This is a genomic window from Rhodanobacter sp. FW101-FHT13A11 (genome assembly GCF_058790335.1).
In genome coordinates this window covers 386094-397780 of record NZ_JBYTCN010000001.1, presented here as the reverse complement: position 1 = coordinate 397780, position 11687 = coordinate 386094, and the positions used below count along the sequence as shown (strand labels likewise).

11 protein-coding genes are annotated in these 11687 nt (G+C 70.4%); 2 read left to right on the top strand and 9 right to left on the bottom strand.

The features are described 5' to 3' along the window. Window positions 1–67 precede the first annotated feature (67 nt). The 9 genes from cydB to rph all read right to left on the bottom strand — a co-directional run bounded on the left by cydB (window position 68) and on the right by rph (window position 9994). Window positions 68–1198 (bottom strand): cytochrome d ubiquinol oxidase subunit II, encoded by a 1131-nt coding sequence (gene cydB, locus AC3WRN_RS01775; protein WP_492621627.1) that lies wholly within the window; start codon window positions 1196–1198, stop codon window positions 68–70. A gap of 10 nt (window positions 1199–1208) precedes the next feature. After that, window positions 1209–2780: a cytochrome ubiquinol oxidase subunit I gene (locus AC3WRN_RS01770; RefSeq protein ID WP_492621626.1), complete on the bottom strand. Its 1572-nt coding sequence runs from the start codon at window positions 2778–2780 to the stop codon at window positions 1209–1211. Next, window positions 2777–3007, bottom strand: a complete 231-nt coding sequence (cydP, locus tag AC3WRN_RS01765) for a cytochrome oxidase putative small subunit CydP (RefSeq protein ID WP_068092552.1) — start codon at window positions 3005–3007, stop codon at window positions 2777–2779. Before cydP ends, AC3WRN_RS01770 begins: the two co-directional genes overlap by 4 nt. A gap of 208 nt (window positions 3008–3215) precedes the next feature. Then, window positions 3216–4532, bottom strand: a complete 1317-nt coding sequence (gene pepQ / locus AC3WRN_RS01760) for a Xaa-Pro dipeptidase (protein WP_492621625.1) — start codon at window positions 4530–4532, stop codon at window positions 3216–3218. A 177-nt stretch (window positions 4533–4709) separates the two neighbouring features. Further along, on the bottom strand, window positions 4710–5060 hold the full coding sequence (locus tag AC3WRN_RS01755) for a PilZ domain-containing protein (protein ID WP_068092561.1): 351 nt from the start codon (window positions 5058–5060) through the stop codon (window positions 4710–4712). Then, window positions 5057–7348, bottom strand: a complete 2292-nt coding sequence (locus tag AC3WRN_RS01750) for a DUF1631 family protein (protein WP_492621624.1) — start codon at window positions 7346–7348, stop codon at window positions 5057–5059. Before AC3WRN_RS01750 ends, AC3WRN_RS01755 begins: the two co-directional genes overlap by 4 nt. A 90-nt stretch (window positions 7349–7438) precedes the next feature. After that, the gene (gene hemW, locus AC3WRN_RS01745; RefSeq protein ID WP_492621623.1) at window positions 7439–8650 is read right to left on the bottom strand and encodes a radical SAM family heme chaperone HemW; all 1212 of its coding nucleotides are present in this window, start codon (window positions 8648–8650) and stop codon (window positions 7439–7441) included. Next, window positions 8647–9246 (bottom strand): RdgB/HAM1 family non-canonical purine NTP pyrophosphatase, encoded by a 600-nt coding sequence (rdgB, locus tag AC3WRN_RS01740; protein WP_492621751.1) that lies wholly within the window; start codon window positions 9244–9246, stop codon window positions 8647–8649. The genes hemW and rdgB overlap by 4 nt, the downstream gene beginning before the upstream one ends. Window positions 9247–9265: 19 nt before the next feature. After that, window positions 9266–9994 carry a ribonuclease PH gene (gene rph, locus AC3WRN_RS01735; protein ID WP_492621622.1) on the bottom strand — a complete coding sequence of 243 codons (729 nt, stop codon included), beginning with the start codon at window positions 9992–9994 and terminating at the stop codon, window positions 9266–9268. Between the two features lie 92 nt (window positions 9995–10086). Here rph and AC3WRN_RS01730 point away from each other — a divergent pair, with 92 nt between their 5' ends. Further along, the gene (locus AC3WRN_RS01730; RefSeq protein ID WP_068092577.1) at window positions 10087–10944 is read left to right on the top strand and encodes a YicC/YloC family endoribonuclease; all 858 of its coding nucleotides are present in this window, start codon (window positions 10087–10089) and stop codon (window positions 10942–10944) included. Between the two features lie 82 nt (window positions 10945–11026). Next, on the top strand, window positions 11027–11656 hold the full coding sequence (gene gmk / locus AC3WRN_RS01725) for a guanylate kinase (protein WP_068092580.1): 630 nt from the start codon (window positions 11027–11029) through the stop codon (window positions 11654–11656). Window positions 11657–11687: the final 31 nt, after the last annotated feature.

The following is an 11687-nucleotide window of genomic DNA, read 5'->3' as shown; positions in this document are numbered from 1 at the left end:
CCCCCCCCCCCTCCCCCCCTCCCCCCCCCCCCCCCCCCCCCCCCCCCCCCCCCCGCTCCTACAGCATTCAATAACCGCCGTGCGCCTTGCGCACCTGCTCCAGCGTGACCCGCCCGCGCATCACCCGGTACACCCAGCCGGTGTAGAGGATCACGACCGGCAGCAGCGCGAGGGTGACCACCAGCATCAGTCGCAGCGTGCCGTGGCTCGACGAGGCGTCCCACACGGTGAGGCTGGAGCGCGGATCGAGGCTGGATGGCAGCAGGAACGGGAACAGCGCGAAGCCGGCCGAGGCGATCGTGCCGCCCACCATCAGGCTGCTCGCGATGAAGCCGGCCACGCTGCGCCGGCCCACCAGCGCCTGCACGCCGACCGCCGCGGCCAGCGCCAGCAGCGGCGCGGCCCAGAACCACGGGTACTGCATGTAGCCGGCAAACCAGCTGCCGCCCACCGCGACCTGCTTGTACAGCGGATTGGACACGCCCGCGGTCGCCGCCGGGCCGCTGATCGCGTAGCCGGGGATGCCCCAGGCCAGCCACACGCCGGCCAGCACGTACAGCACGGCAAACGCCAGCGTCGTCCAGCGCGCGATCGCCACCGCGCGCGCGGCGATCGCGTGATCGGCCTTCAGCGCGGCGAAGCAGGCGCCGTGCGCCAGCAGCATGCCCAGCGAGACCAGCCCGCACAGCAGCGCGAACGGGTGCAGCAGGTCGAGGAAGCCGCCGTGCCAGCCCATGCGCAGGTCGTCGTCGAAGCGGAACGGCAGGCCCAGGAACAGGTTGCCGAACGCGACGCCGGCCACCAGCATCACCACCAGCCCGGAGCCGGTCAGCACCCAGTCCCACAGCGAGGCCCAGCGCGGATCGTGGATCTTGCCGCGGAAGTTGAAGCCGACCGGGCGCAGGATCAGCGCCAGCAGCACCAGCGCGATCGCCAGGTACATGCCGGAGAACGCCACCGCGTAGAGCATCGGCCATGCCGCGAAGGTGGCGCCGGCCGCCAGGATGAACCACACCTGGTTGCCCTCCCAGGTCGGCTCGATGCCTTCCAGCAGCACCTGCCGTTCCTCGTTGTCGCGGCCGAGCACTTTCAACAGGCCGGCGACGCCGAAGTCGAAGCCGTCCATGATCGCGAAACCGATCAGCAGCGTGCCGAGCAGGGCCCACCAGATCACCCGCAGCGTGGCGTAGTCGAGCATGGCGGTCTCCTCAGGGCCGGTCGGAGGGGATGGCGGCGATCGCCGGCGGCCAGATGCCCAGCCCGTCCGGCCCCTTGCGCGCGAACTTCAGCATCAGCACCACGTCGACCACCGCCAGCGCGGTGTAGAACAGCACGAAGCCGCCGAGCGAGGTGAGGATCTGGCCCGTGCTCACCGCCGACACGCCCAGCGCGGTGGGCAGCACGCCCTCGATCGCCCACGGCTGGCGGCCGTACTCGGCCACGATCCAGCCCAGTTCGATGGCGAGCCACGGCAGCGGCAGGCTCCACAGCGCCAGGCGCAGGTACCAGCGCTGGCTGTCCAGCGTGCGCGTGCTGGCCTTCCAGAACGAGAACGCGAACAGCGCGATGAAATAGAAACCGCAGGCCACCATGATGCGGAACGCCCAGAACAGCACCGGCACGTTCGGGATGGTGCTGTCGGCGGCCTTCTGGATGTCCGCCGGCGTGGCCCGGCGCGGATCGTCGACGTACTGCTTCAGCAGCAGCGCGTAGCCGAGGTCCCGGTCGTGGGCGGCCAGGGTGGCCTTCGCCTGCGCGTCGTCCTTGTCCCGGCGCAGCATCAGCATCGCGTCGTAGGCCTGGATGCCGTTGCCGATCCGTCCCTTCGCATCGTCCACCAATTCGTTGATGCCCGGCATCGTCCGGTCGAGCGAGCGGGTGCCGATCAGCCCCATCACCCACGGGATCTTCAGCGCGTAATGGGTGGTGCGCTGCGCCACGTCGGGCAGGCCGAACAGGGTGAACGGGGCCGGCGCCGGCTCGGTCTCCCACATCGCCTCGATCGAGGCCATCTTCATCTTCTGGTTCAGCGACACGCTGTAGCCGGACTCGTCGCCCAGCACCACCACCGACAGCGCCGCCGCCAGCCCGAAGCTGGCCGCCACCGTCATCGAGCGCCGGGCGAAATCGATATTGCGCCCGCGCAGCAGGTACCACGCGCTGATCGACAGCACGAACATCGAGCCCAGCACGTAGCCGGCGCTCACCGTGTGCACGAACTTGTCCTGCGCCACCGGGTTGAACAGCACCGCGGAGAACGAGGTCACCTCCATGCGCATGGTCTGCGGGTTGAACGCGGCGCCGACCGGGTTCTGCATCCACGCGTTGGCGATCAGGATCCACAGCGCCGACAGGCTGGTGCCCAGCGCCAGGAACCAGGTCACCAGCAGGTGCTTGATGCGCGAGATGCGCTCCCAGCCCATGAAGAACACGCCGACCAGGGTGGCCTCCAGGAAGAACGCCATCAGCCCCTCGATCGCCAGCGGCGCGCCGAAGATGTCGCCCACGTAATGCGAGTAGTACGCCCAGTTCATGCCGAACTGGAATTCCATGGTCACCCCGGTGGCCACGCCCATCGCGAAGTTGATGCCGAACAGCACGCCCCAGAACTGCACCATGCGCTTCCACACCTCGCGCCCGGTCATCACGTAGACGCTCTCCATGATGGCGAGGATCCACACCAGGCCCAGCGTCAGCGGCACGAACAGGAAGTGGTACAGCGCGGTCAGCGCGAACTGCAGGCGCGACAGCGTGACGACATCGGCGTCGATGATGATCATGGGCGGGCTTCCGGCGACGCGGGAACGGCGGGGGCCAGCCGCTGCGCTATGGCGCCCGGGCTGGTGTCGGGTTTCGCCTGCGGCGCGAACACCACCCACCAGATCAGGGTGAGCGCCGCGATCTTCAGCGCGATGATGCTGAACAGTTCGAGCGTCAGCCGCCGCAACGGGCGTGGCGGTGGTGCGGGGGTTTCGGGCGGAGCGCTGGAGATATCGGGGCCGGACATGCGACGGATCCGTGCATTGCCTGCCCGTCAGCATACGCCGTGCGGATGTGGGCGCAGCGTGGACGAATGTCGCAGCGGCGGCTCGCCGGGTTCGTGCGAGGCGGCCTCGGCCACGATGGCTCTTCGCTCCGTACCAGCAACGAAGCGAAAAGGGCATCGCGACTGAAGTCGCTCTCGCAAAAGTTGCCGAGTGCGGCTCCGGTTCGGCTCAAGTCAGCGCGAACGCGTCGCGCGTGAGGTTTTCCGGCGCGCCGTCGGTGCACACCACGTCGTCCTCGATGCGGATGCCGCCGTACTGTCGGAACGCGTCGACCTTCGCCCAGTCGATGTCGGCGGCGACCGGCTTGTCGCGCAGCTCGGCCAGCAGCATGTCGATGAAGTACAGGCCGGGCTCGATCGTCACCGCCATCCCCGGTTCCAGCACGCGGGTCATGCGCAGGTAGGGGTGGCCGTCCGGGCGCGCGATGCTGCCGCCGCGCTCGCTCTGCTGGAAGCCGGCGACGTCGTGCACCTGCAGGCCGATCGGGTGGCCGAGGCCGTGGGGGAAGAACGCCGAGGTGACGCCGGAAGCCACCGCGCTCTCCGCGCTCATGCGGACGAAACCGTGCTCGCGCAGCACGCCGGCCAGCACGTGGTGGGCGTGGATGTGCAGCTCGGGGTAGCTCTGCCCGGCACGCACCTTCGCCACGTAGCCGAGCTGCGCCGTTTCCATGCTGTCGATCAAGGCCTGGAACTCGCGCGACTGCGGCGATGCATGGGTGCGGGTGATGTCGCTGGCGTAGCCGGCGCAACTGGCGCCGGCGTCGATCAGGAACGAGCGGCTCTTCGCCGGCGGCGTGCGGTCGAAGTTCGTGTAGTGCAGCACCGCGCCGTGCTCGTTCAAGGCCACGATGCTGGCGTAGGGCAGTTCGGCGTCGATCTGCCTTGCCGCGGCGAGGTAGGCCAGGTGGATGCCGAACTCGCTCTCGCCGGCGCGGAATGCGGCCTCGGCGGCGCGGTGCGCGCGGGCGCCGATGCGGCTGGCTTCGCGCATCAGCGCCAGTTCGTACGGGGTCTTGTACGAGCGGTACCAATGCAGATAGTCAAGTACCTGCTGCGGGCTGTTGATTTCCACGCCGTCGATGCCGGGGCAGGCCGGCGCGATTACCGCTCGCTTGCCGCCCGGCAGTTGCGCGACGGCTTCCGCCGCGCTGCGCACGATGACGATGTCGAAGTGCTCGACCCAGTAGCCGTGCGGCGCTTCCGGCACCACGTGCCAGTAGTCGCGCGGCTGCACGAACACCAGCTTCGGCTTCGCCCCCGGGGTGTAGGCGATCCAGCTGCCCGGCGTGTCGGTCAGCGGCAGCCAGTGCCTGAAGTGCGGGCTGGCGACGAACGGGTAGTCCTGGTCGTCGAGGAACTTGCGCAGCGGCGCGCCGGCGGCGACCAGCAGATGGTCGAAACCGCCCAGCGCCAGGGCCTTGTCGGCGCGTTCGCGCAGGATGGCCAGGTGGTGCGGGTACAGCGAGGCGGGTTGGTCGTGCATGGTGACTCCTCGGCGGCGGGCCATCCTGCTGCCGGGTCGCATGCGCCTGTCGCGGCCGCTGGTGGCCGCATGCGCGCAGGGCCGGTACAGCCCGTGGTGAACTGGGGAAGGGGAAGCAGGCGCCCATGATGGCGCGTACGTGCGGCGGCCGCCAGCGGGCAGCGCGCCGGCGCGGGGTCAGTCCTGCGCCAGCCAGCTCTCGATCCGGGCGGCGTCGGCGTCGGTGATCGCCACGATGCGGTAGCCGGCCCAGACCTGTCCCGAACTGGCGGCGGACTCGTGCCACTGTTCCTGGATGCCGACTTCGATCGGCTGCGACTGGGCCAGCATCCGCTCCGAACCGGGCAGCGTCATGCTGACCTGGTACAGCGCTTCGCTGCGCGGCGCCTGCGCGCCGATCAGCAGCATGCCGGTGCTGGAGAGGTTGCCCAGGTGGCCGATCGGCAGGCCGCTGATCGCGTCGGTGACGATGGCGTTGACGGTGGTGCGCTTGCGCTCGGCGCGGCGCTGGTTGAAGGCGTCGTTCATCGGCGCGGGAGCTCCGTCGGGGCAGGAGGGCGCCGGGTGGCGGGCGGCTGGCGCAGGCTGCCGGTGAGGCTGCGCCAGGCGCGGTCGAGCAGGCTCTCCGACTGCGCGGGCACCTCGCAGGCGCGGCCGCTGGCCACTTCATGGGCCAGTTGGGCCAGGGTCATCTCCTCGCCGCGCTGGCCGCGCCGGCTGACCAGCAGGCAGCGCCCGGACATCGGCGAATGCCAGGCCAGCTTGCGCCGGGCGATCTGCCCGGTGACCGGGTCGACGAACTCGAACCAGCTGCCGAACGGCAGCTCGCGCAGGTGCTGTTCGATGCGCTGCTCGCGCGGGTCGGCCGCCGCGGCCGCCGGTGCTGCGCCCGCCGCGGCGGCGGCGACCGGCTCATGCCCGGCTTGCTGCTCGCCCAGCCGTTGGTGCTGCTTCAGGCGCAGCGCAAGATCCGTGGCGCTGGGCAGTTCCGCGGCCGGGTCGGGCTTGCCCGCGCCGAGCAGCCGCTGCGCCACCTGGACCGCTTCCTCGGCGTGCATGCCGATCTGCTGCAGGCCGGACTCCACGTCCACCTGCAGCCGCAGGCGGTCACCCGTCGGCAGGCGGCCGAGCAACTGGTCGGTGATCGCCAGTTGTGCGCGAAACGCCTCGCTGTCCTCGCCGTGCCGCAACAGGGTCAGCGCCAGCACGTCGGACCAGGCGCGATCGAGCAGGGCGCGCAGCAGGCCGCGCGGCGGCGACTGCGCGAAGCGTTCGGCCATCAGTTCGCCGGCGCGGTGGCGAGCCTGGTCCAGCCGCTCGCGCCCCTGCGCCGCCTCCACGTGGCGCCGTTCGGCGGCCTGTGCCTTGCGCGTGAGCAGGGCCAGGTGATGCTCGATGTCGGCCAGCAGCGTGGTGTACAGGCCCGCGCTGGGCGGCTCCCGGCTGGCGCGGGCCACCAGTTGCTCGAGCTTGGTCGCCAGCGGCCGGTTGCTCTCGTCGTCGCTGCCGTCGAGCCAGTCGTTCGCCGCGGCGGTGACGGTGTCGAGCAGCCGGCGCGCCGGATGTTCGCGTTGCTCGAAAAAGCCGCGGTCGGTCACCGCCATGCGCAGCACCGGCAGTTGCAGGTCGCCGAGCAACTGGTGGGCATTGCCGCCCTGCTGCAGTTGCTGGCCGAGCTGCTCGAACAGCCGCGCGACCAGTTCCACCTTGTCGCCCTGCTCGTCGCTCAACCGGGTGCGCGGCGCGTCGCCGGGTTTGCCGAAGTTGAGCTGGGCCAGCAGTTCCTCGCGCAGCCGCGCCGCGCTGCGCAGTTCGCGGCCGGCCTGGTCGGTGAGCTGGGCCAGGTGCTGCTGCAGCGCGCCCAGCGCGGATTGCAGTTCCTGCTCGCTGGCGGCGCGGCCGGCCGCCGGGCCGCTGGCGCCGCTCTGGCCGGCGCGTTGCCGCGCCAGCAGGTCGCGCAGGGATTCCAGCACCTCGATCGGGGCGCCGTGGCTGCCGGCCGAACCGGCGCCCGGCACCGTGCCGGTACTGCTGGTTGCCGGCTCGCCGGCGGCCTCGGCGCGGCCGGCGACCGGGCGCGTCCGCTTGCCGAGGTGCCGCGGGATCGGAATGCTGCGCAGTTGCGGCAGGATGCCGTCGCCCTGCAGGTGGGCGTTGATGGTGTCGTACAGCGGCGCCAGCGCCTGGATCACCCACTGGTCGAAATGCTGCAGCAGCAGCAGCTGGTGCTTCAGCGGCAGTTCCAGTTCGGCGCCGGCTTCGCTGCAGGCCTGCGCCAGCGCGTGCGGTCCCAGCGGCAGCGCCTGGCTTTCCAGCGGCGGCGCGCCGACCAGTACCGCCAGCCGGTGGCCCAGTTCGTACAGCACGCTGCTGTGGCGCACTTCGCCACGGGCGCCCAGTTGCTCCAGGGTCATCGACACTTCCTGCTCGCCGGGGTCGACCAGGGCCAGTGCCTGCCACGGTTTCACGCCGGTGGCGGCCGCGGCCGGCGCGGTCCTGACGCTGTCGATCCCGTTGAACTCGCCGGCGAGGCTTTCCATGAAACGCTGCACGAAGGTGGTGCGGCCCTGTAGCAGGCGTTGCCGGCTGGCAAAGCAAGTCTGTTGCTCGCCGTCGTGGTGAGCTCGCTCGGCCAGCGCAAAAAGCTGCTTTTCGAATTCGCCCAGGCAACGGCGCAGCGGCTCCTGCAACCCCTCCATGCAGAGGCGGTAGCTGGCTTCCAGCAGGCGCTGCGCCCGCGCCGGCCAGCGCGCGTTCCCAATGCGTCCGCCCTGCTGCGGCGCAGACGATTGACGCCGATCGTGCCCGACATCCATGCATCAACCTGTGAATTCCCCCGGTGCGGCAAGTCTATGCCGGTTGCCGTGGCTATGCCATCCGGGTGCCGGGTGGCCGGGACGCGGCTTTCAGTCCAGAAAAACGCCGATCACATCGTTGAGGAATCGCTGGCCCAGCGCGGTGGTGTGCAGGCGTTGCGGATCGTCATGCAGCCAGCCGCGGCGGCGCGCCGCCGCCAGCGCGGCGGCGATGCGTTCCGGCGGCAGCCCGGTACGTTCGGCAAACGCGGCCATCGGCACGCCATCGACCAGGCGCAGCGCGTTGAGCATGTACTCGAACGGCAATTCGTCCGCGCCGACCACGTGGTCGCCGCCGATCCGGGCGGGGCCGCCGTTCGCTTCCAGGTAGGCGCGCGGGTGGCGGCTCTTCCAGCGACGGTGCACCTGGCCGCTGGCCGCGTCGCTGAGCTTGCCGTGCGCACCGGCGCCGATGCCGAGGTAGTCGCCGAACTGCCAGTAGTTGAGGTTGTGCACGCAGCGCCGGCCCGGTTGCGCGTACGCGGAAATCTCGTACTGGCCGTAGCCGGCGGCGGCAAGGCGCGCCTCGCAGGCTTCCTGCATCGCCCAGGCATGGTCGTCGTCGGGCAGCGGCGGCGGGTTGGCGGCGAACGCGGTGTTCGGTTCCAGCGTCAGCTGGTAGTGCGAGATGTGGGTGGGCGCCAGCGCGACGGCGCGCTCCACGTCGGCCAGCGCACCGTCCAGGTTCTGCTGCGGCAGCGCGTACATCAGGTCGAGGTTGATGTTTTCGTAGCCGGCATCCTGCGCCGATTTCACCGCCGCCTCGGCCTCGCCGGCCGAGTGGATGCGGCCGAGCCGGCGCAGCTTGTCGTCGTCGAAGCTCTGCACGCCGAACGAGATGCGGTTGACGCCGGCGGCCAGGTAGCCGTCGAAGCGGCCGTGCTCGACCGTGCCGGGGTTGGTCTCCAGGGTGATCTCGGCGTCGTCGGCCAGCGGCAGCCGCTCGCGCACGCCGTCGAGCAGGCGCGCGATCAGCTCCGGCGCGAACAGGCTCGGCGTGCCGCCACCGAAGAACACGCTGATTAAGGGCCGGCTGATCAAGGGCCGGCTGATTACAGGCCGGCTGATCCCCGGGCGGCCTTCCAGCGCGGCGGCGAAATCGGCGCGGTCGGCGTCGAGGTCGGCCAGCAGGTGGTCGATGTAGGCGGCGTAGGGCGGCGGCTCGCTGCGCAGGCCGTGCGAGTTGAAGTCGCAATACGGGCACTTCTTCACGCACCACGGCATGTGGATGTACAGCGACAGCGGCGGCACGGTCAGGCTCATGGATGCCGTTCGGCCAGCCCTGCGTGCAGCTGCATCAGCGCCTGGCCGCGGTGGCTGAGGCGATTCTTCAGCGTCGGTTCGAGTTCGGCCGCGCTGAGCGTCTGGCCGCGCGGCAGGAACAGCGGGTCGTAGCCGAAACCCTTCTCGCCGCGCGGCGCGTCGAGCACACGGCCGTGCCAGCGGCCTTCGGCGATCAGCGGGGCCGGATCGTCGGCATCCTGCAGCAACGCCAGCGTGCAGATGAAGAACGCGCCGCGCTGCGCCGCCGGCACGCCGTCCAGCGTGTGCAGCAATTTCAAGTTGTTCGCCGCGCTGTCGCCGTGACCACCGGCGTAGCGCGCCGAATACAGGCCGGGCGCGCCGTGCAGGTGTTCCACGCACAGCCCGGAGTCGTCGGCCAGCGCGGGCAGGCCGCTGGCGCGGGCAGCGTGGCGCGCCTTGAGCAGCGCGTTCTCGACGAAGCTGAGGCCGGTTTCCTCGGCGTCCGCGATGCCCAGGCTCGATTGCGCAACTACCTCGAATCCGCAGCCGGCGAGCAGCGCGTTGAACTCCGCGAGCTTGCCGCGGTTGCTGCTGGCCAGGACTACGCGTTGCATCATCTGCCGATTCCCGGCCTTACAGCGCCAGCGCCGCGCGCTGCGCCGCGACCAGCTCGCCGATGCCTTTCTCGGCCAGCGCCAGCAGCGCGTCCATCTCGTCGCGGCGGAACGCGTGGCCTTCGGCGGTGCCCTGCACCTCGATGAAGCCGCCGCCGTCGTTCATCACCACGTTCATGTCGGTGTCGCAGTCGGAGTCCTCGGCGTAGTCGAGGTCGAGCACCGGCACGCCCTTGTAAATGCCCACGGAGACCGCGGCGACCGCACCCACCACCGGGTTGCGCTTGAGGTTCTCGCGCTTCATCAGCAGGTTCACTGCGTCGACCAGGGCCACGTAGGCGCCGGTGATCGCTGCGGTGCGGGTGCCGCCGTCGGCCTGCAGCACGTCGCAGTCCAACGTGACCACGCGCTCGCCCAGCGCCTGGCGGTTGACGCAGGCGCGCAGGCTGCGGCCGATCAGCCGTTGGATTTCCATGGTGCGCCCGCCCTGGCCGCCGCGGGTGGCCTCGCGCTGGGTACGCGTGTTGGTGGCGCGCGGCAGCATGCCGTATTCGGCGGTGACCCAGCCCTCGCCCTTGCCGCGCAGCCAGGCCGGTGCGCGATCCTCGATGCTGGCGGTGCACAGCACGCGGGTGTCGCCGAAGCTCACCAGCACCGAGCCCTCGGCGTGGCGGGTGTAGTGGCGTTCGATGCTGACGCTGCGCAGCTGGTCGCTGGCGCGGCCACTGGGGCGGGTGACGGAATTCATGGGGCGGGTCCTGGGGTCGCTTGGCCGGATTGGGCAAGGCGGGACGGGAGAGTTTACCATTGCGCCCTTGTCCCCACCTCCGGAAGGCGCCGATGATCCGCAGCATGACGGCTTACGCCAGTGCCGAAACCACCGGCCCCGCCGGTACGCTCAGTTGCGAGCTGCGTACGGTCAACCACCGCTATCTCGAACTGAGCCCGCGGCTGCCGGACGAGTTGCGCAGCCTCGAGCCGCAGTTGCGCGAGCGCGTGGCGGCAAAGCTGTCGCGCGGCAAGCTCGATCTGACCGTGCGCCGCAGCGACTCGCGCAGCGAAACGCTGCAGGTCAACAATGCGCTTTTGTCGCGGTTGTCCGAGCTGTCGCTGGACATGGAAGCGCGTTTCCCGAGGATGCGCGTGGAGTTCACCGAGTTGCTGCGCTTCCCCGGCGTGCTGCAGCAGGCCGAAACCGACCCGGAAGCGCAGCAGGCCGCGCTGTTCGAGGTGCTCGACCGCGCACTGGACGCGCTCACCGCCACCCGCGAGCGCGAGGGCGAGAAGCTGGGCGGGATCCTGCGCGACAAGCTGGATGCGATCGAACGCGTGGTGGCCGACGTGCGCGGCTGGATGCCGGAGATCCGCGCCGCGCTGCGCACCCGGCTGGAAACGCGGCTGGCCGAGCTGAAGCAGCCGGTCGAGCCGGGGCGGCTGGAACAGGAGCTGGTGCTGCAGATCACCCGTACCGACGTGGACGAGGAGCTGGACCGGCTCAGCACCCACATCGGCGAGACGCGCCGCGTGCTGGGGCTGACCGAGCCGGTCGGCCGCCGGCTGGATTTCCTGATGCAGGAGTTCAATCGCGAGGCGAACACGCTGGGCTCGAAGTCGGTCGACGCGCGCAGCACCAACGCGGCGGTCGAGCTGAAGGTGCTGATCGAGCAGATGCGCGAGCAGGTGCAGAACATCGAATGACCTGGAATCCACGCGAGCTCCGGCCCCTCTCCCCACCCCTCTCCCCGTTGGGGGAGAGGGAGCGAACGCGCTGCGCATCATCATGAATATTGAAGCGGGCACCCTGTTCGTGGTCGCGGCGCCTTCCGGTGCCGGCAAGTCCACCCTGGTCAACGCGCTGCTCGAGCGCGACGGCACGATCTCGCTGTCGGTGTCGCACACCACGCGGCCGCCGCGGCCGGGCGAGCAGTACGGGCGGCATTACTACTTCCTCGAGCGCGCGGAGTTCGAGCGCGAGGTCGCCGAGGGTATCTTTCTGGAACATGCCGAGGTGCACGGCAATTTGTATGGCACTTCGCGCACCACGGTGCAGGAACTGCTTGGGCAGGGCCGCGACGTGCTGCTGGAGATCGACTGGCAGGGCGCGCGGCAGATCCGCCGCAGCATGCCCGACTGCGTCAGCGTGTTCATCCTGCCGCCGTCGCGGGCGGAACTCGAGCGGCGCCTGCGCGGTCGTGGTTCGGACAGCGCCGAGGTGATCGAGCGCCGGTTGCGCAATTCGCGCGGCGAGATTGCCCACGCGCACGAGTTCGACTACATCCTGGTCAACGACGTGTTCGACGAGGCGCTGGCCGGGCTGCAGGCGATCGTGCGGGCGGTGCGCCTGCGCAGCGCGCTGCAGTGGCGGCGACACGAGGCGCTCATCGCCGAGCTGCTGGCCGCCGGGGCCTGAGAGCCCGTTCCCTCCGTCACATGGTCTTCGA